The organism is Mycobacterium marseillense (assembly GCF_010731675.1).
Lineage (GTDB): Bacteria > Actinomycetota > Actinomycetes > Mycobacteriales > Mycobacteriaceae > Mycobacterium > Mycobacterium marseillense.
In genome coordinates this window covers 5071520-5094175 of sequence record NZ_AP022584.1, presented here as the reverse complement: position 1 = coordinate 5094175, position 22656 = coordinate 5071520, and the positions used below count along the sequence as shown (strand labels likewise).

16 protein-coding genes are annotated in these 22656 nt (G+C 68.0%); 2 read left to right on the top strand and 14 right to left on the bottom strand.

All coding sequences use genetic code 11. From position 1 onward, the window contains the following. Nucleotides 1-249: 249 nt before the first annotated feature. The 3 genes from G6N26_RS23885 to fdxA form a co-directional block, all read right to left on the bottom strand. Nucleotides 250-2613 carry an APC family permease gene (locus G6N26_RS23885; protein ID WP_083016893.1) on the bottom strand — a complete coding sequence of 788 codons (2364 nt, stop codon included), beginning with the start codon at nucleotides 2611-2613 and terminating at the stop codon, nucleotides 250-252. A 166-nt stretch (nucleotides 2614-2779) separates the two neighbouring features. Further along, a complete protein-coding gene (gene dapC, locus G6N26_RS23880; protein WP_095578126.1) occupies nucleotides 2780-3865 on the bottom strand; it encodes a succinyldiaminopimelate transaminase in 1086 nt (361 codons plus the stop codon). A 41-nt stretch (nucleotides 3866-3906) separates the two neighbouring features. Continuing rightward, nucleotides 3907-4233 carry a ferredoxin gene (fdxA, locus tag G6N26_RS23875; protein WP_007773662.1) on the bottom strand — a complete coding sequence of 109 codons (327 nt, stop codon included), beginning with the start codon at nucleotides 4231-4233 and terminating at the stop codon, nucleotides 3907-3909. A 374-nt stretch (nucleotides 4234-4607) separates the two neighbouring features. On the opposite strand from fdxA, the gene G6N26_RS23870 reads away from it, so the two are divergent. Next, nucleotides 4608-4940: a hemophore-related protein gene (locus G6N26_RS23870; protein ID WP_067176886.1), complete on the top strand. Its 333-nt coding sequence runs from the start codon at nucleotides 4608-4610 to the stop codon at nucleotides 4938-4940. Between the two features lie 24 nt (nucleotides 4941-4964). Here G6N26_RS23870 and G6N26_RS23865 read toward each other — a convergent pair whose 3' ends face one another. The 5 genes from G6N26_RS23865 to G6N26_RS23845 all read right to left on the bottom strand — a co-directional run bounded on the left by G6N26_RS23865 (nucleotide 4965) and on the right by G6N26_RS23845 (nucleotide 10653). Further along, entirely contained in the window at nucleotides 4965-5729 is a 765-nt protein-coding gene (locus G6N26_RS23865) for a maleylpyruvate isomerase N-terminal domain-containing protein (RefSeq protein WP_083017063.1), read from the bottom strand. A gap of 37 nt (nucleotides 5730-5766) precedes the next feature. After that, the gene (locus G6N26_RS23860; RefSeq protein WP_083017065.1) at nucleotides 5767-8400 is read right to left on the bottom strand and encodes a bifunctional FO biosynthesis protein CofGH; all 2634 of its coding nucleotides are present in this window, start codon (nucleotides 8398-8400) and stop codon (nucleotides 5767-5769) included. 118 nt (nucleotides 8401-8518) lie between these two features. Then, entirely contained in the window at nucleotides 8519-8980 is a 462-nt protein-coding gene (locus G6N26_RS23855) for a hypothetical protein (protein WP_067176892.1), read from the bottom strand. A 92-nt stretch (nucleotides 8981-9072) separates the two neighbouring features. Continuing rightward, entirely contained in the window at nucleotides 9073-9987 is a 915-nt protein-coding gene (gene mshB, locus G6N26_RS23850; protein ID WP_067176895.1) for an N-acetyl-1-D-myo-inositol-2-amino-2-deoxy-alpha-D-glucopyranoside deacetylase, read from the bottom strand. A 135-nt stretch (nucleotides 9988-10122) separates the two neighbouring features. Next, nucleotides 10123-10653 carry a DUF421 domain-containing protein gene (locus G6N26_RS23845; protein ID WP_067176898.1) on the bottom strand — a complete coding sequence of 177 codons (531 nt, stop codon included), beginning with the start codon at nucleotides 10651-10653 and terminating at the stop codon, nucleotides 10123-10125. 312 nt (nucleotides 10654-10965) lie between these two features. Between G6N26_RS23845 and G6N26_RS23840 the strand changes: the two genes are divergently transcribed. Continuing rightward, nucleotides 10966-11580, top strand: a complete 615-nt coding sequence (locus tag G6N26_RS23840; RefSeq protein ID WP_067176901.1) for a TetR/AcrR family transcriptional regulator — start codon at nucleotides 10966-10968, stop codon at nucleotides 11578-11580. Nucleotides 11581-11589: 9 nt separating this feature from the next. Here G6N26_RS23840 and G6N26_RS23835 read toward each other — a convergent pair whose 3' ends face one another. From G6N26_RS23835 to G6N26_RS23810, 6 genes are all read right to left on the bottom strand, one after another. Further along, the gene (locus tag G6N26_RS23835; protein ID WP_163648958.1) at nucleotides 11590-13506 is read right to left on the bottom strand and encodes an ABC transporter family substrate-binding protein; all 1917 of its coding nucleotides are present in this window, start codon (nucleotides 13504-13506) and stop codon (nucleotides 11590-11592) included. Between the two features lie 45 nt (nucleotides 13507-13551). Then, nucleotides 13552-15441 (bottom strand): translational GTPase TypA, encoded by a 1890-nt coding sequence (gene typA, locus G6N26_RS23830; RefSeq protein ID WP_083016903.1) that lies wholly within the window; start codon nucleotides 15439-15441, stop codon nucleotides 13552-13554. A gap of 104 nt (nucleotides 15442-15545) precedes the next feature. Then, the gene (narI, locus tag G6N26_RS23825; RefSeq protein ID WP_067172805.1) at nucleotides 15546-16277 is read right to left on the bottom strand and encodes a respiratory nitrate reductase subunit gamma; all 732 of its coding nucleotides are present in this window, start codon (nucleotides 16275-16277) and stop codon (nucleotides 15546-15548) included. Continuing rightward, nucleotides 16270-16938: a nitrate reductase molybdenum cofactor assembly chaperone gene (gene narJ, locus G6N26_RS23820; protein ID WP_083016907.1), complete on the bottom strand. Its 669-nt coding sequence runs from the start codon at nucleotides 16936-16938 to the stop codon at nucleotides 16270-16272. The genes narI and narJ overlap by 8 nt, the downstream gene beginning before the upstream one ends. Next, complete coding sequence (narH, locus tag G6N26_RS23815) at nucleotides 16935-18545, bottom strand: nitrate reductase subunit beta (protein WP_067172799.1); 1611 nt, start codon at nucleotides 18543-18545, stop codon at nucleotides 16935-16937. The genes narJ and narH overlap by 4 nt, the downstream gene beginning before the upstream one ends. A gap of 2 nt (nucleotides 18546-18547) precedes the next feature. Then, complete coding sequence (locus tag G6N26_RS23810; RefSeq protein ID WP_083016910.1) at nucleotides 18548-22246, bottom strand: nitrate reductase subunit alpha; 3699 nt, start codon at nucleotides 22244-22246, stop codon at nucleotides 18548-18550. Between the last annotated feature and the right edge of the window lie 410 nt (nucleotides 22247-22656).

Below are 22656 nucleotides of genomic sequence, written 5' to 3'. Positions count from 1 at the left end.
CCCCTCTTCTCGCCCAACCGCCCGTGAGCATCGGGGCGCACCGTTTTCTCACGTGGTCGGGCGTAATTGTGCAGGCGTCAGTTTACCTAGCGGGGCCACGTCGGTTAGCGGGATTAAACAATTTCGTCCGCGGTACCGCAAAGCCACCTCGTGGGGCGGGCGCGTCGCAGCCGACGTATCGGAACACCTTGCCTCGCAGTGTGTTTCACCCGGCGGGGCGTTCGCGTGTCAGACGGGTCGGCGGAGGTACTAAGACTGGTCGGCTTGTTCGGCGGCACCGGACTCGGCCTCCTGCGCCGGATCCTCGATGACCTGATACGCCGGATCGACCATCGAGAGGGAACGCTGACCGGCCTGGCGGGCCTTGCCGCTGATCCGCAACAGCTGCCCGGGCCGGATGTCGGCGCCCCCGCGTCCGGGGCGGAAGGTCACGGTGATCTCCCCGCTGCTGTCGCCCACGACGATCTGCCGTCGGGTTCGGCCGCGGTCGGCGAGGTCCTCGACCTCGCTGACGCGTCCTTCGATGGTGGCGCGTTGTCCGGAGATCAGGCCGGCCACCATGATCAGCGACGATGGCCGTTCGGGATGTTCGTAGGCCTCGACCTTCTGGTCTTCGTCCTGGGAGACCCAGGCCTGGATCTTGTCGATCTCCTGGGAGATGCGCTGTTCGAACGAGTCCGGGTAGGCCTCCCTGATCCGCGATTCCACGTCGTAGGGCACGATCGTCGCGGCGGCGTCGGGGATGAGGCTGACGGCCTGGGCGACCTTGTCCGCGGTCCGGTCGTGCAACAGCCGTCCCAACAGCCGCGCGAATGTGCGGCGCGGCAACAGGACCGTCACGTTGGTGTTCGGCTGCTCGTCGCGGGCCTTGGCGACCAGCAACTGCGCGGATCTGCTGATCCGCCGGTCGGGGCAGTCCACGATCCGGAGCGGAGTGTCGAGAGCGAAGTGGTCCCAACGCTTTCGCAGTTGCGTGGCGTGGGCCGGGTCGACCATGAAGTGCACGGCAACGAGTTCGTCGGCCCGCAGGCCCCGGCCGTACCGCAACGCCTCGATCACCGCGAGGTCGACCGAGTCGACAAAAACCAGCACCTTGTGCCGCGCGTACTTCACCAGTTCCGGGCGATCGCTGCGGAACATCTCGAGAATGGCTGCCTCTGCCCGGTATTCGCGGTTCAGGCGTGTCAGCACGAACACCAGCACCGGGAACACGACGACCACCAACCAGGCGCCCTCGGTGAACTTCGCCACCGCGAAGATGCCCACCACGACCGTCGACAGGATCGCCGCGGACAGGTTGATGGCCAACCGGTGCCGCCATCCCGGCTCGCGATGCGTCACGTGGTGTTTGGTCATGCCGTAGCCGGCCATCGAGAACCCGGTGAACACGCCGATCGCGTAGAAGGGAACCAGCGCGTTGACCGAGCCGCCGGTCACCACCAGCAGCGCCACCGACAGCGTGGTCAGCGTGATGATGCCGTTCGAAAACACCAGGCGGTGACCGCGTTTCGTCAGCTGTCGCGGCAGGAAGCGGTCTTCGGCGACGAAGCTGGCCAAGGCCGGGAAGCCGTTGAAGCTGGTGTTCGCGCCGGTGAACAAGATGGCCGCCGTCGAGGCCTGGACCAACACGTAGAACACGTCACCGACCATGCCGTTGCCGTAGACCGCGCGACCGATCTGCGACAGGACCGACGGATATTCGGTCAAATACGGCGTGGCGTGCGTGACGTGGGCGAGGTAGGCGACACCGGCGAGCAGGAAACCCAGGATGCAGGCCATCGCGGTGAGCACCCGACGGGCGTTGCGGCCCTGGGGCTTTCGGAAATAGTCGACCGTGTTGGAGATGGCCTCGACCCCGGTCAGCGACGAACCGCCGTTGGCGAAGGCGCGCAACAACACCAGGATCGTCGCGCCCAGCACCAACCCGTTGCCCTGATTGACGGGCACGGCGCCGGCCATGTGCGCGGGGTCGTAGACCGGCAAACCCCCGCCGATGGCGCGTGCGACGCCGACCACGATGGTCAGCCCGACCATGGCGATGAACGAGTAGGTCGCCACCGCGAACGGCATTCCCGCTTCCCGCAATCCACGCAGGTTGGCGTAGCAGATGATGAGCACCACGCCGACCGTGATCGCCAGGCTGTAGGGCCCCAACGCGGGGACCGCCGAGACCACCGCGACCGTCCCGGCCGCCGATTGCACCGCGACGGTCACCACGTAGTCGATCAGCAGCGCCGCGGCGGCGATCTGCGCGACGCGGGGGCCGAAGTTGTCGCGCGCGACGATGTAGGAGCCGCCGGCCCGGGTGTAGGCCATCACCACCTGCCGGTAGGAGGCGGCCACCAACACCAGGATGAGCAGGATGACGCCGGTGATGGGAAGCAACAGCAGGAACGCCGCCAGCCCGGCGTGCGGCAGCAGTTCGATCAGGATCTGCTCGGGACCGTAGGCGACCGATGACACCGCGTCCGGCGAAAGCGCCCCCAGCGCAACGCCATTGGACAACTTCTCCGACGCGATGTCCTCGGTGATCAGCGGCTTTCCCAGGAACACACGCTTGGCGACGTCCCCGACCGAGAGCGGGATGCGCAGCTTGCCGGTCGAACTGGTCACAAGCACCGTCCTTACCCGAGGTTCAAGAACGTGAAACGCCTCCGAAGCATTGTGCACGTTCGGGCCGCGTCGGGGCGGCGCGCAGTGCGGATGACCAGAGAAGCCGGGCTAGGCAAGATCGACCGCCTCCTCCTCGCGCCGCGGGGCGGCGCGCATCGTCGCCGGGCTAGGCGAGCCGGCGCACCGCGGCGGCGATCCGCTCATCGCTGGCCGTCAGCGCGACGCGCACGTGCTGTGCGCCGCGCGGGCCGTAGAAATCGCCGGGGGCCACCAGGATGCCGCGCTGCGCCAGCCAGGCGACGCTGTCGTGGCAGGACTCGCCGCGGGTGGCCCAGAGATAGAGCCCGGCTTCGGAGTAGTCGACCGTGAAGCCGGCCGCCCGCAGCGCCGGCAACAGGCCGGCTCGACGCCGCTCGTAGCGCTGCCGCTGTTGCAGCTCGTGGGCGTCGTCGTCGAGGGCGGCCACCATGGCCGCCTGCACCGGCGTCGGCACCATCATTCCGGCGTGCTTGCGCACGGCGAGCAGCTCGGCGATGAGATCGGAATCGCCGGCGACGAAGCCGGCCCGATACCCGGCCAGCGAGGAGCTCTTCGACAGGGAGTGGATCGCGAGCAGCCCGGTGTGGTCGCCGTCGCAGACCGAGGGATGCAGGATCGACAGCGGTTGGGCTTCCCAGCCCAACCCGAGGTAGCACTCGTCGGAGGCCACCAGGCAGCCCCGGTCGCGGGCCCATCCGACCACCTTGCGCAGGTGGTCGACGCCCAGGACCCGCCCGGTCGGATTGCTCGGGGAGTTCAGGTAATACAGCGTCGGCGATTGCGGACCCAGCTGGGTCAGCGAATCCGCCCGCAGCACCCGCGCCCCGGCCAGCCGCGCCCCGACGTCATAGGTCGGGTACGCCAGCTCGGGCACCACGATCAGGTCCGCGGAGCCCAGACCCAACAACGTCGGCAGCCACGCGATGAGCTCCTTGCTGCCGATCACCGGGAGCACGTTGGCCTCGGCCAGCCCGGTGACGCCGAACCGGCGGGCCAGGGCGGCGACCGCCGCCTCGCGCAGCCGGGCGGTGCCCGCGGTGGCCGGATACCCTGACGCCGAACCGGCCGCGGCCAGCGCCTCCTGGATCACTGGGGCCACCGGGTCGACCGGGGTGCCGACGGAGAGGTCGACGATCCCGTCGGGGTGGGCGCTGGCCTGCGCTTTCGCGCCGGCCAGCGTGTCCCAGGGAAACTCCGGCAGGGAGGCCGACACGGCCGGCCGCCGCTTCTTGAGCTGGTATGGCACCGGGTCGCTCAGTCGCCTTCGCCCTGCGGCGGCAGGTCCTTGACCACCTGCGGGTCGTTCTCGGTCATGCCGACCTTGGCCGCGCCGCCGGGCGACCCGAGCTCGGCGAAGAAGTCGGCGTTGATCTGCGTGTACTGGCTCCACTGGTCCGGCACGTCGTCTTCGTAGTAAATCGCTTCGACGGGGCAGACCGGCTCGCACGCGCCGCAGTCGACGCATTCGTCGGGATGGATGTAGAGCATCCGGGCGCCTTCGTAAATGCAGTCGACCGGGCACTCTTCGATACACGCCTTGTCCTTGATGTCGACACAGGGTTCGGCGATCGTGTACGTCACAGACGTCTCCTCCATGTACTACTCAATGTGGGCTGCTGTTCAGCTCGCACCGGCGCGTCCGACCTCTCCCGGTGAAGCTTTCGGTTACTGATACTAGACGTTGCAGATACAGGTCAACCATTTGGCGCGCCCGTCGAAATACCGATTTAAGACTGACAGTCTCGGAGCCCGCGCGCGACCCCCGTTTCGCCGAGGGCGAACATTGCGACCAACGCGCTGACCTGCACAGAGTCATGGCCTAGCGGTAGGCTTCGTTATCTGTTGCGTTGCAAGCACGCTCGCGGGGCCTGGTAATCTCGATCGAAGGACGGCAACCGCTGGGCAGATTTTCTCGCCGTAAAGAGCGGTGCATTAACTGGGGAAGGTGTCCACACATGAGGGTGTCGTTGAGCAAATTGGGCGTTGCGGTTGGCAGCGCGGCAGTGGCGTTGACCGCCGCGGCCGGCATCGCATCCGCCGACCCCACGGACGCGATCATCAACACCACCTGCAACTACGGACAGGTGATTGCCGCGCTCAACGCGACCGACCCGGCAGCTGCCCAGCAGCTGAACTCGTCGCCCGTGGCGCAGTCCTACATCCGCAACTTCCTGGCCGCGCCGCCGCCGAAGCGTCAGCAGATGGCCCAGCAGATTCAGGCCATGCCGTCGGCGCAGAAGTACTACGCCACCATCAACGAGGTCGCGGTCACCTGTAACAACTACTGAGCCGGTCGCTTCGCGAGAAGCGGTTCAGTAGCCACCGAGCAGGCAGCGCACGCGCCCTAACGTTTCCGGTCCGACGCGGCTGCGAATGCGCGCTGGGTCGGCGGGCTTGCGCCCCCACAGCAGCAGCACCCGCGCGGCCGGGTCGGTCTCCAGGGTGGCAGGACCCTCTGGTTCGGCGAACCCGATGGTGAACCCGTCCGCATCGGCCGTCACCACGACGTCGTCGGTACGCTCGGCCCGCAGCCGGGCGTCGATCCGTTCTCCGGCCTGCAGCCGACTGGCACCTTTGGCCAGCAGCGGCCTGCCGACGGCGAGCACGCTGTGCGTTGTCATCCACGGTTCGGCCAGTCTCGCCTGGGCCGCGGGTTCGTCCCCGGTGATGTCCCAGCCGTGCAGGACGAGTTCTTCGCGCATGTGCTCGGCGAACCAGGGCACCTTCATGGTGCGGCCGGTCCAGGCGACATCGGTGTCGGCGGGCGCCCCGTCCGCCGCCGCCGCGACCTCGTTGAGGGCGGCCATGCGGTCCAGCAGCGCGTCCCACAGGTCGGTGTCGTTCAAGGCGCGCAGCGGGTCTTCGCGCTCCGCGAAGCCGCGCGTGGCGACGGGTTCCCCGGCTAGGTGCCCGCCGAGCACCCGGGCGAGTTCTTCGGCGTTCCCGGCCTGATGGACGACGATGTCGCGCACCGTCCAGGCCTCACACCAGGTGCCGGCGTCCGGGCCGCTGCGTTGCACGGCATCCACGAAGGGCCGCCACTCCGGAAACCGATCGTCGTCCACTCGTCGCGTCACGGCCTCGGGGTACCCGCCGCGGCCGGCCGGCAAGCGGCTACGCGGCCAACGTCGTGTAGTCGGTGGTGCGCTGGCGTGCGGGTCGCCCGATGCCCTCGGCGATCGCGGTCAGTTCGGCCACCGTCTTGGCCGACCCGTGTTCGGAACCGGCCATCCGCGAGATGGTCTCTTCCATCAGCGTGCCACCCAGGTCGTTGGCGCCGCCGCCCAGCATCACCTGCGTGCGCTCGACACCGAGTTTGACCCAACTGGTCTGGATCTGGGAAATGCGGCCGTGCAACATGATTCGTGCCAGCGCGTGGACGGCTCGGTTGTCCCGGTGGGTCGGCCCGGGCCGGGCCGCGCCGGCCAGATACAGCGGCGAACTCTGGTGCACGAACGGCAGCGGCACGAACTCGGTGAAACCGCCGGTGCGGTCCTGGATGTCGCGCAGCACGTTGAGGTGGCCCACCCAGTGCCGCGGGCTGTCGACGTGGCCGTACATCATGGTCGACGAGGAACGCAGCCCCACCTCGTGCGCGGTGGTGACGATCTCGATCCACATCGACGTCGGCAACTTGCCCTTGGTCAGCACCCAACGCACTTCGTCGTCCAGGATCTCGGCGGCGGTGCCGGGGATGGTGTCCAGGCCCGCCTCGCGCAGGCTGGTGAGCCAGTCGCGAACGCTCAACCCGCTCTTGGTCACACCGTTGGCGATCTCCATCGGAGAGAACGCGTGCACGTGCATCGACGGCACCCGAGCCTTGACGGCCCGGACCAGGTCGGCGTAGCCGGTGACCGGCAGCTCGGGATCGATGCCGCCCTGCATGCACACCTCGGTGGCGCCCTCGACGTGCGCCTCCCAGGCGCGGTCGGCGACCTCGTCGGTGGACAGCGAATACGCGTCGGCGTCGCCCTTGCGCTGCGCGAACGCGCAGAACCGGCATCCGGTGTAGCAGATGTTGGTGAAGTTGATGTTGCGGTTGACCACGAACGTCACGTCGTCACCGACGGTGTCACGACGTAACGAATCCGCCAGTGCCGCAACCGCTTCCAGGGCGGGACCGTCGGCGGTGGCCAGTGACAGGTATTCGCTGTCGCTACACCCGGCGGGGTCGCGTTCGGCCGAGCGCAGCGCGGCGAGCACATCGGTGTCGATGCGTTCGGGGGCGCGCGCGGCCAGTTCGTTTACGTGCGCCCGGATTGATTCCCAGTCGCCGAACGCACTGTCGATATCGCTGCGGGTGTCGGTGTTGCGGCCCTCGCTGTCGATCGCCGCGTTCAGGTCCACCCGCCCCACCGAACCGACGTCGTCGGGCTCCTGCCACGGCAAGCCCACCGGGTTGACGTCGCGGGCCAGACCGGTCGCCGGATCCGCCAGTGCCGTCACGTGCCCCTGCACCCGCGGGTCGATCCACGCCGCGCCGCCCTGCACGTATTTGGGCTGCGCGGTCAGCCGCTGGACCAGCTCGTAGCCGGCTTCGGCGGTGACGGCGGCCAATTCGTCCAGTGCCGGCCATGGCCGTTCCGGGTTGACGTGGTCGGGCGTGAGCGGCGAGACACCGCCCCAGTCGTCGACTCCGGCGCCCACCAGCGCCAGGCACTCGTCACGCGAGACCAGGTTCGGCGGCGCCTGGATGCGCATCCCGGGGCCGAGCACCAGCCGCGCCACCGCCACGGTCGCCAGGTAATCCTCGATGCCGGCGTCGGGGACCGTGGCCATGGCGGTGTGTTCCTTGGCCCGGAAGTTCTGCACGATCACCTCTTGCACATGGCCGAACTCCTTGTGCGACTTACGAATCGCGTGCAAGGTGTCGGCGCGTTCGGCGAGTGTCTCGCCGATGCCGACCAGCAGGCCGGTGGTGAACGGAATCGAGAGCCGGCCGGCATCGGTCAACGCGCGCAACCGGACCGCCGGGTCTTTGTCCGGGCTGCCATAGTGCGCAAGCCCTTTCGTTTCGAACAGCCGCCGCGACGTCGTCTCGAGCATCATGCCCATCGACGGCGCCACCGGCTTGAGCCGGGCCATTTCCGACCAACTCATCACACCGGGGTTCAGGTGCGGCAACAACCCGGTCTCCTCGAGCACCCGGATCGCCATCGCCCGCACGTAAGACAGCGTCGAATCGTAGCCGCGTTGACCGAGCCACTCACGCGCCTCCGGCCAGCGGTCTTCGGGCCGATCCCCCAGCGTGAACAGCGCTTCCTTGCAACCGAGTTCGCCGCCACGGCGGGCGATGTCGAGGATCTCGTCGGGCTCGAGGTACATGCCGGCGCCCTGCGCGCGCAGCTTGCCCGGCACGGTGACGAATGTGCAGTAATGACAACTGTCGCGGCACAGGTGGGTGACCGGGATAAAGACCTTGCGCGAGTACGTAATCGGCAGCCCGCCGCCGGAGCCGCGCCGCCCGGCCGACTCCAGGCCCGCGTCGCGCACCCGCGCCGCGCTGGCGCACAGGTCGGCCAGATCCGCACCACGCGCGGTCATCGCGACCGCCGCCTCGTCGATGTTCAGTGCAACGCCATCTCGGGCCCGCCGCAATACCCGTCGCAGCGCCGACGCATCGGCCTTCGACGCACTGGCCTTCGCCGGAATCTGTGGATCAGGCAAAGCGGTAGGCTCCTCGCCCGGAGTCAACAGCACCTTCGTGTAACTTCCCCACGATCGAATTTCATCCGTGCGTCCCAACATGTGAAATCGTGGCACCCAATGGCGGGTCCCGTATGGGCAACAGTCAACAGTAGACCCACACCCGCGGGCGCAAGCGGGCGACATCCCGGCCGAAATGTCCACCCACCGCGGTCCGTGATCAACCGCTGTGGCCCCGCCGCCACAGCACCCAGACCGGCGGCACGACACCGAACACCAACAGCAGCAGGGCCCCGTAGGCCATCAGGCCGCGACCACCCAGGATGACGTCGTCGGCCGGTCCGCCCATGCTGATCACCGCCACCGTCAGCAGCCACGTCCACAGCGGCAGCGCCGCCAACCGGGGCGAGCGGGTCCATCGCCCCGCGGCCCACACCAGGGCCGCATTGACCAACCCGGAAATCAATCCGCTGATAGGAAACGGAACCGTCCCGATATAGGAGGGCAGCAGCAGGGCCCCGGCTAGTGCGGACAAAACCCCATCGACCGCCAGGAGAGACAGGACAACGAAACGAATCGCGGGGTCTGTGGCGCCGCCGTCTTCAACGGATGCGACGCGAGGCTGGGTGTCGGTCAGGTCGGAACGCTGTCGATGTTGGAGAGTATCGAGCCGATTACCCACTGCAGGCTGTCGAGCCGGTCCTGCCAGTGCTGCTGATTAGGGTCCAGGTCGGGGTCCATGCGAATTCCTTCCGTGGCTGCCTGTTTGGCAGCCTACCGCGTACGGGTGGCGGCGAGATCGACGCCTGCGAGCAGGTCCGTCTCCCAGCCACGCCCGTCGCGCTCCCCCGCGTCGCCCGCGGCCAGGACGTAGTGCTCGTCCCCCACGATCGGCAGGGCCACGTTGTTGGACAGGGCGCACGCGCGCCCGGTGGGCCCGACCACCACCTGGGTGGCGTGCGCGGCGAGCGCCGCGCGCTTGGCGGCCACGGCGTCCGCGCCGGTCTCGACGACCGCGTCGATGTCGCCGTCGTCGTATCCGAACGTGAACTCCTCCTCGGACGGGAGCGACCATTCCGGCCGCAGATCCTCGGGGGTCAGCGCGGCCAGGCCGGCCTCGAATGCCTGGGTGGAAAAGACCGACCAGTAGAACTTCGGCACCGCCCACGGCTCGCCCGGAAAGCCGGAGGCGCCGCCCGACGAACCGGCGGCCGCGACGGCGGCCGTGGTCACCGTGTGCGCGTGCACGTGGTCGGGATGGCCGTAACCGCCGGCCGGGTCGTAGGTGACGACGACGTGGGGGCGCTGCTCGCGGATCAGGGCCACCAGCGCGCCGACGGTCTCGCGCTCGTCGGCGTCGATGAATCGTTGCCGGTGCCGCGTGGGGGTGCCGCGCATGCCCGAATCCCGCCACCGGCCCGCGCCCCCGAGATAGCGGGGTCCACCGACCCCCAGCGCCCGCAGCGCGGCGGTCAATTCGCCGATCCGGTAGCCGCCGAGCTGGTCGGCGCGATCGACGGCGAGTTCGGCCCACCGATCGCCGATCACCTCGCCCTCCTCGCCGAGCGTGCACGTGACGACGCGGACGTCCGCGCCGCGGGCGGCGTAGTGGGCGATGGTGGCGCCGGTGCCGAGGCTTTCGTCGTCGGGATGTGCGTGGACGAACAACAGCCGCGGCGTCTCAGGCATGGACGGCACCCTACCGGCAGCGGCGATGGTCATGGCGCTCAGGTTAGTGACCGGCGCCGTTTCTTAATCGCCGGCGTCCAGGAGTTGCGTCACGTTGCCGGGAAGTCACCAACGCCTCCTGCCGGCGATCGATCGTCATTGACGGTCATCGACTCCGGCGTGGGCGAGACCAACTCGCATCGCCTCTCCGTATGGCGCGCCGGCTCGCACGATCGTGACCTCGCCACGCTCCTCGAACAGGACATACTGCAGATCCTCGACGTCGCTTTCACCTGCTTGGCGCAGGAGTCGGTACACATCGTGATCGGCCAAGCCGGCCGTTCGCAGAGCCTTCGGCTGCAAGCGCCCGTTCGCCAGCAGGATCAGCGGTTTACGGATCAACAACTCACCTAACCAGCCACGCCGATGCAGCTCGGCGACAATCCGATGCGCCGTGAACAGCGTGATCAGCGCGACTGCGCCGGTGGCGAAGGAGGTTGTCACCGATGTCGCCGTACGGCCTATGATGGCGCCGATCGCCACCGCCACCACAAAGTCAAATACATTGAGCTCGGCCAACATTCGCCGTCGTGACACACGAAGACCGATAACTGCGACGATGAATAGCAAGACGGTTTTCAGCGCCGTCCAACCGAGTTGTTCGTACTGGCCGATCAGGTAGAACATTGACGTCTCCTTGGCGGTTGATGGTTCGGCGGCCACGCCATGACGTATCAGCAGAACTCGTCATGCAGATATGCGTCTCCATGCGAGCAGCGACAAGATCGGTACGTCGACACAAGCAGCACTCACAATTATTCCGCTGCATCGGTGCAGCCAGGGTTAAGCGGTCGTTGCTGCGCTATTTGCCCCGCAGTAGCCGGCGTCAGGGTCAGGCCGGTCAGAATCAGCGACGCCGGACGGCCGGGCGCCGTCATCCGTAACGGAGTTAGGGAATCTTCTCAGCGAGATAGGAACGCGGACGGCTACTATCAGAGGGTGCCTCAGCTCACGGACGCAGACCAGACCGGCAGCCGAAGCCGCCGGCGCGGTGAGGTCCTCGAACGCGCCCTCTACGAGGCCACCCTGGCCGAGCTGACCGAAGTCGGGTACGGGAGCCTGACCATGGAGGGCATCGCGGCGCGGGCTCAGACCGGCAAGGCCGCGCTCTACCGGCGCTGGGACACCAAGTGCGAGCTGGTGCACGCCGCTTTGGTTTTCGCGCTGCCGCCGCTGCCCGAGCTGCGTTCCGGCCGTTCGGCCCGGGAGAACCTGCTAGCGATGTTCACGGCCCAACGTGACCTGCTGGCCGGAAAGACCGGCTTTCCCGGTCTCGACGTCATCCATCAGCTGTTGCACGAACCTGAGATGCGGGCCATCTTCGCCGACGCCGTGGTACTGCCGCGGCTGAAAATCATGGAATCGATCCTGCAAGCCGCCGTGGACGACGGTGACCTCGATCCAACGGCGGTCACGCCGCTGACCGCCCGCATCGGGTCGGCGTTGATCAATCAGCACTTCCTGCTGAACGGCTCGCCGCCGAACCGGCGGGAGCTGGCGCTCATCGTCGACACCGTGATCCCGCCGCGGCCGTCGCGCCCGCCCACCGATTGACGATCGCCGTTAGGGCCCGGTTTTGATCCACTGACCGGCGTCGCCGACGATGCCGACCGGAACCGCGCCGGACAGGCTGACGTTCTGCACGCTCGGTCCGGCCGCGACGATCGTGGTGTCCTGCAGGATCGGCAAGACCGTCGACATGTTCCACAGTCGCGGTTCGACCGCGGTGATGACGTCGTTGATGCTCTTGGTGCCGTTGAGGGCGGCATCGATGTTCGACTGGATGCTGCGATCGCAGATGCCGGTGAGGTTCGACGGCGCCTGCACCAGGGCGTTGGGATCCGCGGGGCGACTCGGCGGGGGCGCCGACGTCGGCAGTGCCGAGGTGGGGGCGGTCGTGGTGCCCGGCCCGGTGGACGGCGCGGGCCCGGCCGGAGTGGACGACACCGGCGTCGCCTCGCCGGTTGCGGGAACCTCGGTCGATTGCAGCGCGGGACAGCCGTAGCGGGAGGCGAGCCGGGTCGCCAGGTTGCCGCCGGCCTGACGCCAGCCGACGATCGCGTCCACCCGGCTGTCGTTGAGCGCGTCGCGGTAGAGGGTGACGGGGTCCAGCGCCAGCACGGTCGCGGCGATGCCGACGTTGCGCAACTGGTCGGCGGCCGTGTTGGCCACCGCGACCGAGGTCGGGTCGTTGGCCGCCACCCCGATCGCCAACGACAGCTGTTGGCCGTCCTTGCTGATCCGGCCCCGGATGACCTCGGGCGGCCCGGGGTTCGCCGGGGGCGGCGCGGGAGAGGTACCCGAACCCGACGCATTGGGTTCGACCCGGTATCCGGCGCCCTGCAGCAGGGTCAGCGCGGCCGCCGTCGTCATCGCGGGCGGCGCGGTCGGCTCGTAGCCGGGATCGCTCGGCGCGCGGATCAGGGCCTGATCCAGGGTGACCGTGTTGTCGCTGCCCGCGCCGACGGCGGCGAGCAGGTCGACGTCGAGCAACCCCAGGATCGCCTTGCGGACTTGGGTGTCAGAGAGTTTGGGCTCGGCGGCGCGCAGCGTGAGCTGCATGACGCGCGGCGTCACGATGCGGGCGGTCCGCACGTCGGGGATGGCCGACAGCTGCGCGAAGGCCGCCGAGCCGCCGTGGACCTGCGCCACCTGGGTGTCGCCGTTGCGCACGGAGTCGGCCAGCGCGGCCGGCGCCCCGGCGCGGCGGAAGAGGATGAGCGCGGGTTTGGCCGGCGGCCCCCAGTAGCGGTCGTTGCGGGCGACCAGGATCTCGTCGCGCTGCGGGTCGATGCTTTCCACCCGGAACTGCCCGCCCGTGACCGGAAGCGCCCTTGCCAGCCCGGCCGCGAATCCGCCCGGCACGTCCTTGACGATGTGCGCCGGAAGGATGTTGCTGAACAACTCTTTCCACGCCGGGTACGGCTGCGCGAAGGTCACCACCGCCTGCTTGCCACCCTCGAGCGACTGCACGCCGGTGATGAGGTCATACCCGGCGGGGTCGACGACACCGGGCTGACTGACCATCTGCCGCCACAGGTACCAGAAGTCGTCGGCGGCAATGGGGGCGTTGTCGGTCCACTGCGCCTCGGGCCGGATCTTGTAGGTCACCGTGAACGGGTTCTGGCTCGTCACATCGGCGGACACCAACAGCGTCGGGTCCATCTCCCAGCGTGAACCGGTCGGCACGTTGGGGTCCGGGACCGGCCGGAAGGCGCTGGGCAACACCAGCGCGCTGATCGCCGCGTTCACCGGGGACAGGTCCGACAACAGATGCGGATTGAACCCCGCGCCGATCGAGTCGATGCCCATGATGATCTCGCTGACCCGCGGGGGCGGCGGCACCGAATTGTGCGGCGTATCGGTGCTTTGCGGCGCCGGCGGCGGGTTGACCGTACACGCCGAGAGCACCAGCCCGACCAACGAGACGAGGCCGCCGAGCACCATGAACAAGCGGCGGACGCGTCTCGGCACGCTGATCAGGGTATCGAGCAGCCGCACAGCGGCCCGTCCGACCACCAGGTGTTAACCCCGGGCCTTGGCGCGCGACCGGCTGCGAGCCCGGGAGGTGGCGTCCAGCTCGACCTTGCGCACCCGCACGATCTCGGGGGTCACCTCGACGCATTCGTCTTGCGCGCAGAATTCCATGGCCTGCTCGAGATCGAGTTCGAGCGGCCTGGCCAACGTTTCGATGACATCGGCGGTCGACGACCGCATGTTGGTCAGCTTCTTCTCGCGGGTGACGTTGATGTCGAGATCCTCTGCGCGCGGGTTGATTCCGACGACCATGCCCTCGTAGGTGTCCTGGCCGGGCTCGACGAAGAACTGACCCCGGTCGGCGAGCTGAATCATGGCGAACGGGGTGATGGTGCCCGCGCGGTCGGACACCAGTGACCCGGTGTGGCGGGCGCGGATCTCCCCGGCCCACGGCCGGTAGCCGTCGAACACCGCGTTGGCGATCCCGGTGCCGCGGGTCAGCGTGAGGAAGTCGGTGCGGAAGCCGATCAGGCCGCGGCTGGGCACGATGAAGTCCATCCGGACCCACCCGGCGGCGTGGTTGGTCATCTCTTCCATCCGGCCCTTGCGGGCGGCCATCAGCTGGGTGATGGCGCCGACGAATTCCTCGGGACAGTCGATGGTCATCGCCTCGAAGGGCTCATGCAGCTTGCCGTCGATCGTCTGCGTGACGACCTGCGGCTTGCCCACCGTGAGCTCGAAACCCTCGCGGCGCATCTGCTCCACGAGCACCGCCAGCGCGAGCTCGCCGCGGCCCTGCACCTCCCAGGCGTCGGGCCGGTCGATGTCGACCACCTTGATGGAGACGTTGCCCACGAGTTCGGTGTCCAGCCGCGACTTCACCATGCGAGCGGTCAGCTTGTGTCCCTTCACCTTGCCCGCCAGCGGCGAGGTGTTGGTGCCGATGGTCACCGAGATCGCGGGCTCGTCGACGGTGATGCGCGGCAGCGCGTGCGCGTGGTCCGGATCGGCCAGCGTGTCGCCGATCATGATCTCCGGAATGCCCGCGACGGCGACGATGTCCCCGGCGACGGCCTCGTCGGTCGAGGAACGCTCGACGCCCTCGGTGACAAGCAGCTCGGTGATCTTCGCGTTCGTGATGACGGGATGGCCGTCGACCTCGCGCATCCAGGCCACCTGCTGGCCCTTCTTGATACGACCCTTGTAGATGCGGATCAGCGCGAGCCGGCCCAGGAACGCCGACGCGTCCAGGTTGGTCACCAGCGCCTGCAGCGGCGCCTCGGGATCGCCCTGCGGCGGCGGGATGTGCTCGAGCAGCACGTCGAACAGCGGATCGAGGTTGTCGCCCTCGGGGTTCTCGCCATTCGCCGGTTCCGTCGTGCTGGCGATGCCGGCCCGTCCCGAGGCGTACAGCGTCGGCAGGTCCAGGGCGGCCTCGGCGGCCCTCTGCGCGTCCTCGTCCAGGTCGGAGGCGACGTCGAGCAGCAGGTCGTGGCTTTCGGAGACGACCTCGGAGATCCGGGCGTCCGGCCGGTCCGTCTTGTTGACGACCAGGATCACCGGAAGGTGGGCGGCCAGGGCCTTGCGCAGCACGAACCGGGTCTGCGGCAGCGGCCCCTCCGAGGCGTCGACCAGCAGCAGCACCCCGTCCACCATCGACAGGCCGCGCTCCACCTCGCCGCCGAAGTCGGCGTGGCCCGGGGTGTCGATGACATTGATGACGGTCGTCGTTCCGTCCGCATTCTTGCGATGCACGGCCGTGTTCTTGGCCAGGATCGTGATGCCTTTTTCCTTCTCCAGGTCGCCGGAGTCCATGAGGCGCTCGACCGCGTCGTCACCCCGGTGATGCAGCGCCCCCGACTGCCGCAGCATCGCGTCAACCAGAGTGGTCTTGCCGTGGTCGACGTGGGCGACGATGGCGACGTTGCGAAATGACACGTCGGAGATTGTGGCAGCGGGGGGCCCGGATAGCGAACTGGCAGGTCGCCGACGGGCGGCGTCGAGTGTGCGGTGGCGGCGTTGGGTGGGCGGTGCGATGCCGCCTACCAGCCCCGGCGCTTCGGCGCCGTGCCGACCAGCTGGCCCTTACCCGCCGCCTCGCGGCTGCGGTAGACGATGTAGGGCCGGAACAGGTAGACGACCGGGGCGCTGAACACGTGCACCAGCCGGGTGAACGGCCACAGCGTGAACAGCACCATGCCGATCAGGGCGTGCAGCTGATAGTCCAGCGGGGCGTTGATCATCACCTCGCCGTGCGGCTGAAAGATCCAGATCCGGCGGAACCACAAACCGACGGTGTAGCGGTAGTGGAACTCGCCGCCGTGCGGGCCGGTGCCGATCAGGTCGCAGTACAGGCCCACCACGATCGCCAGCACCAGCACCACATACATCACCTTGTCGCTCCGGGTGGTGGCCAAGGACACGGCGGGACGGGTGAACCGTCGGTAGACGAGCAGCCCGATTCCGACGAGCGTCGCGACGCCGGCGATCGACCCGGCGATGACCGCCTGCAGGTGGTAGAAGTGGTCGCTCATCTTCAGCAGCTGCGTCACCTTCGGCGGAATGAACAGCCCCACCACGTGTCCGGCGAAAACCGCCAGGATGCCGAAATGGAACATGGGGCTGGCGATGCTCAGCAGTCGCGACTCGTAGATCTGCGAGGACCGCGAGGTCCAACCGAACTTGTCGTAGCGGTAGCGCCACCACGTCCCCACGATCAGGACCGAGAGCGTGACGTACGGGGCGATATCCCAGAACAGGACGTTGCTAAACACCTGGCGTTCCTTTGCGGGGTGGCACGGTCAAGGTAAACGGTTCCAGCCCAACGGCTTCCGCGGGCGGGCCGGCCTGCGCCAGCCGCTCGGCGCGGCGCGCCTCCTGGTCGGTGGCCGCCGGCAGGGTCTCGCAGACCGCGGCCACGGCGGGCTCGTACGGTGACCGGGCGTCGGCCAGGGCGCCGCGCAGCACGTCGATCGGCACGCGGTGCTCGGTCAGCAGTCGCCGTCCGGCCTCGGGGTCGACGGTGGCGGCGAATTCGAGCACCACGGTCAAATGATCGGGCGCCTCGCCGCTCGGCGGCTGCGCACCCGCCTCCCGGTAGGCGGTGGCGAACGCCAGCATCTCCCGGCCGCGGTTGCGGGTGTCCCCCGCGGTCCAGTACGTCAGGTACATCGTGGCGCGCCGGCGCATATCGAACGTCGCGACATAGTCCATCGCGGCGACCATCGGCTCGCGGGCCCGCAGCGCCGCGGCCGCCTGCCCGAGGAGCGTCGCGGCGGGACCGCTGATGTGGCCGAGCATTTCGTCGACGGCGTCCAGGCGGTCGGTGAAGCCGTCGTCCGGGTACGCCAACAGCAGCGAGGCCGCCTGCCACACCAGGCGATCCTGCATCGCCCGGCCGGCGGAACGCTCGCGGAGCGCGGAGAGCAGCCTCACCGCTTCTGCCCCTCGGGGAACATCCCCGCCGGCACCTGGCCGCCGTCCCAGTTGAGCAGGTTCACCCGCGGCCGCGCCTGGCCGGGCTCGTCCCCCCCACGCTTGAGCGCGTGGAAGGTTTCCACGGACACCGGAATCGGCTCCGATTCGTACATGCCCGGGCCGCCCTCGCCCGTCAACGAACAGCCCATCTCCTCGAGATCGCGGGCCTGAGGGGCGAACGCCGTCGGAATCACGTAGCGCTCTTCGTATTTCGCGATCGCGAGCAGCCGATACATCTCGTAGATCTGCTCTTCGGTCATGCCGACCGAATGCGGGATGTGCGGCTGGGTGTCGCGGCCGAGGTTGATGTCGCGCATGTAGGAGCGCATCGCCGCCAGCCGCCGCAGCACCCCTTCGACGACGGCGGTATCGCCGGCAGTGAACAGTTCGGCCAGATATTGCATCGGGATGCGCAACGCGTCCAGCGCGCCGAACAGGTTGCCGACGTCCTCCCCGTCGTGCCCGTCGCGGCTGACCGCGTCGACCACGGGCGACAGCGGCGGGATGTACCAAACCATCGGCATGGTGCGGTATTCCGGATGCAGGGGCAGCGCCACCTGGTAGGTGTGGATCAGCGCGTAGATCGGGGAACGCTGCGCGGCCTCGATCCACTCGTCGGGGATGCCCTCGGCCCGCGCGCCGGCGATGACGTCCGGATCGTTGGGGTCCAGCAGGATCTCGCACTGCGCCCGATAGAGATCGGTGTCCTTTTCCACCGACGCCGCTTCCAGCACCCGGTCGGCGTCGTAGAGAACCACCCCGAGGTAGCGCAACCGCCCCACGCAGGTCTCCGAGCAGATGGTCGGCAGCCCGACCTCCATGCGCGGATAGCACAGCGTGCACTTCTCGGCTTTGCCCGTCTTGTGGTTGAAATAGACCTTCTTGTAAGGGCATCCGGACACACACATCCGCCAGCCGCGGCAGCGGTCCTGGTCCACCAGCACGATGCCGTCCTCGCTGCGCTTGTACATCGCGCCCGACGGGCACGACGCCACACACGAGGGGTTGAGGCAGTGCTCGCAGATTCGCGGCAGGTAGAACATGAAGGTCTCTTCGAGCTTGAGCTTGATCTCGTCGTTGACCTTCTTCAGGATCGGGTCCTCGGCCAGGATCTCCGACGAGCCGGCCAGGTTGTCGTCCCAGTTCGGTCCCCACGACACCTTCATCGGCTCACCGCTGATCACGCTTCGGGGCGCCGCTGTCGGGAACGTGTCACCCGCGGGTGCGGTGGTCAGGTTCTCGTAGTCGTAGGTCCACGGCTCGTAGTAGTCGCCGATGACGGGCAACTTCGGATTGGCGAAGATGCGCAGCAGCTTCTGGATGCGGCCGCCGTCGCGCAGCCGCAGCCGCCCCTTCTTGTCGCGAATCCAGCCACCCCGCCACTTCTCCTGGTCCTCGTAGGTGCGCGGATAGCCTTGTCCGGGACGGGTTTCGACGTTGTTGAACCACACGTATTCGGTGCCGGATCGGTTGGTCCACGCCTGCTTGCAGGTCACCGAGCAGGTGTGACAACCGATGCACTTGTCGAGGTTCATCACCATCGCCAACTGCGCCATAACCTTCATGGTTAGTACTGCACCTCCTGGCTGCGGCGACGCACGACGGTCACCTCGTCGCGCTGGTTGCCGGTCGGCCCCAGGTAGTTGAACGCGAACGCGTGCTGACCGTAGCCGCCGGCCAGGTGGCTGGGCTTGATCCGCACCCGGGTGAGCGCGTTGTGGTTACCGCCGCGCTTGTTGTTGGTCTCGGTGCGCGGGGTGTCGACGGTGCGCTCCTGCACGTGATAGACGTACACCACCCCGTCGGGCATCCGGTGCGAGACGATCGCCCGGCACACGTAGATGCCGTTGACGTTGACCGCCTCAACCCAATCGTTGTCGCGCACTTGGATTTTCGCCGCGTCACCCGGGCTCATCCACATCGTCGGGCCGCCGCGGGACAGCGAGAGCATGTAGAGGTTGTCCTGGTAGGTGGAGTGGAAGGACCACTTCGAGTGCGGCGTGAGGTACCGCACGGTGAGCCCGATTCCGTCCTCGGTCGGGCCGAGCGTGGGTGCGCCGAACAAGCGCGCCATGTCCAGCGGCGGCCGGAAGACCGGCAGATGCTCGCCGAGTTCCTCGACCCAGTCGTGGGCCAGATAGAAATGCATCCGCCCGGTCAGGGTGTGGAACGGCTTGAGGTTTTCGATGTTGATGGTGAACGGCGCGTAGCGGCGACCGCCCGTTTCGCTGCCCGACCATTCCGGGCTGGTGACCACGGGTACGGGCCGCGCCTGGGTGTCGGCGTAGCTGATGCGCTTGTCCTCGCTGCCCTCGGCCAGGTGCACCAGGCGTTGACCCGTGCGCTTTTCCAGCTCGTGGAAGCCCTCGACCGCCAGCCGGCCGTTGGTCGTCCCCGACAGCAGCAGCAGCACGTCGGCCATCCGGGCGGCGGTGGTGATGGCCGGGCGACCCGCCGCCACACCGGATTTGAGCACCCCGAACTTGGCGGCGAGCTCCTCGACCTCCCGGAAGGGGTGCACGGTGATGCCCTTGGTGGTCAGTCCGAACTTGTCGACCAGCGGACCCAGCGTCAGCCACTTGTCGTAGATGGCGGCGTAGTCACGGTCCACCACGGTGAGCTTGCCCATGGTGCGGCCGGGTACCGGCGTCGCCCCGCTGTGCAGCCAATCCTGTTCGGTGCCATCGGGATAGGCCATCGCGTCGGGTGTGTCGTGCTGCAGCGCGCTGAGCACGACGTCGGTGCGGGTGCCCAGATGCTCTTTGGCCATGGCACTGAAGGCGCGGGCGATCGCACCGAAAGCGTCGAAGTCCGAACGTGTTTCCCACGGCGGATCGGTCGCGGCGCTGAACGCGTGCACGTAGGGGTGCATGTCCGTGCTGGAGATGTCGGACTTCTCGTACCAGGTCGCCGCCGGCAGCACGATATCGGAAACCAAAGTCGTCGAGGTCATCCGGAAGTCGATCGACATCATCAGGTCGAGCTTGCCCTCGGGGATGTCCCCCTCACACGTCACGTCGACGGGCCGCACCCCGTCCTCGGGCGGCAGCGCCGACGCGTTGGAGTCGGTTCCCAACAGGTGGCGCAGGAAGTACTCGCCGCCCTTGCCCGACGACCCGATCAGGTTGGCGCGCCACACGGTGAGCACCCGGGGCCAGTTGACGGGGTTGTCCGGATCGGTCACCGCGAGTTTGAGTTTGCGCTGCCCGAGCTGCTCGGCGACGTAGTCGGCGACGTCGCGACCCGCGGCGCGCGCCTCGTCGGCGACGTCCAGACTCGACCGGTCGAACTGGGGGTAGTACGGGCTCCACCCCATGGCCACCGACGACGCCAGCAGATCCATCGTGTGCTTGCCCGCGAAGCGGCCCCGGCCCACCGGGCTGGACAACTTGTCCGCCCCGTAGCCGTCATAGCGCCATTGGTCGGTGTGTGCGTACCAGTACGAGGCGCCGGGCACCTGGCGCGGCGGGCGCACCCAGTCGGTGGCCATCGCCATCGTGTGAAACCCGGTGAGCGGACGCACCTTTTCCTGGCCGACGTAGTGGGCCCAGCCGCCGCCGTTGCGGCCCATCGACCCGGTCAGCATCAGCAGCGCCAGCACCGCCCGGTAGATCGCGTCGGCGTGGAACCAGTGGCAGATGCCGCCGCCCATGATGATCATGGACCGGCCGCCGGATTCCTCGGCGCTGTGCGCGAATTCCCGTGCCACGCGGATGGCTTGGGCGGCCGACACGCCGGTGATCGCTTCCTGCCAAGCCGGGGTGTTCTGCTGCGTCGCGTCGTCGTAGCCGGTGGGCCATTCGCCGGGCAACCCCGCGCGCGCGACGCCATATTGCGCGAGCATCAGGTCGAAGACTGTGCACACCAGGTGCTTGCCGATGCGGCGCACCGGGACGCCGCGGGCCGCGGTCGTGCCCTCGCCGTCGAGGGTGTCGAAGCTGGGCATGTGCACCAGCGCGGTGCTGCCGTCGCCGTTGGTGCCGTGCGCGTCTCGCACACTGAGCGCCGGCACCAGGTCACCGAGATCGAGGTTCCACTTGCCGACCCCGGATTCGCCGTACCGGAAGCCCAGCGAACCGTGCGGCACCACAACCGAATTGGTGGTTTCGTCGAGCACCGCGGGCTTGAGTGCCGCGTTCTCGACCGCCTCCCCCAGGTCCGCCGCCGTCAGGTTCTTCCCCGGCACCAGCATGTCGCCGCGTTCTTCCAGCTTGATCAGGAACGGTAGATCGGTGTAGCGACGCGAATAGTCGGCGAAGAACGGAACCTGCTTTTGCACATAGCATTCCGAGAGAATGACGTGACCCATCGCCATGGCCAGCGCCCCGTCGGTGCCGGCCGCGCACGGCATCCACTCATCGGCGAACTTGGTGTTGTCGGCGTAGTCGGGGCTGACGGTGACGACCTTGGTGCCGCGGTAGCGCGCCTCGGCCATCCAGTGCGCGTCGGGGGTCCGAGTGATCGGCACGTTCGAGCCCCACATCATCAAATACGCTGCGTCCCACCAGTCTCCGGATTCGGGAACGTCGGTCTGGTCGCCGAACACCTGGGGTGAGGCCACCGGAAGGTCGGCGTACCAGTCGTAGAACGACGTCATGGGGGCGCCGATCAGTTCGAAGAACCGCGAGCCTGCGGCATAGGACACCATCGACATCGCCGGAATCGGGGAGAATCCGGCGACCCGATCCGGACCGTAGGTTTTGATGGTGTGCACATGGGCGGCGGCGATCAGTTCGGTGGCCTCGGCCCAGGTGACGCGGATCAGTCCGCCCTTCCCGCGGGCCTGCTGATAGCGCCGGCGGCGCTCGGGATCGGCCTGGATGTCGGCCCACGCCAGCACCGGATCGCCCAGGCGCGCCTTGGCTTCCCGGTACATCTCGACCAGCACGCCGCGGGCGTACGGGTAGCGCACCCGGGTGGGCGAGTAGCTGTACCAGGAAAAAGAGGCACCGCGGGGGCAACCGCGCGGCTCGTACTCGGGACGGTCCGGACCCACCGACGGGTAGTCGGTCTGCTGGGTTTCCCAGGTGATGATCCCGTCCTTGACGTAGATCTTCCAGGAGCAGGACCCGGTGCAGTTCACGCCGTGCGTGGAGCGAACCACCTTGTCGTGGCTCCACCGGTCGCGATAGAACACGTCGGCCTCGCGGCCGCCCCGCCGCGTCACGGTGCGCAGGTCGGCCGAGATATCGCCCGGCGTGAAGAACCGCCCGCTGCGCTCCAAGAGCTCCTCGAGCACTCCACCAATGTGCGGTGTGGCAGTCAAGAAGTACTCCTCCTCATCGGTAGCGTCGCGCCTCGTCGCCCGGCCCTGCGTGTGGTCCCAGTTGAGTTGTGGTCGGCGATCGGCCCCGTGATCCGCTCGTCCGCACCAGCTCGGATCGGCTCAAACATTGGCATTTCGGGCCCGCGGGCTGGGCGGCGATACTGCACCAGCATAGGTCGATGTGCACGGGGCAATCACCTTCGCCGCGCGCGGCCGATCCAGGAAAAACAGGGTCATGAGCATCGGTTTTCGCGCATGCCGAAGCGTCCCGGTCGGGCACCGAGCCGGGACGGCAAGGTCTGGACAACCATCTGGCTAGCTATCGGCACGCACATCCAGGGCAGATTCGTATGGCGTTACTACAAGTCATTTTGTTGCATTCAGTTCACTGTGGCGACCTGCAACGTGCC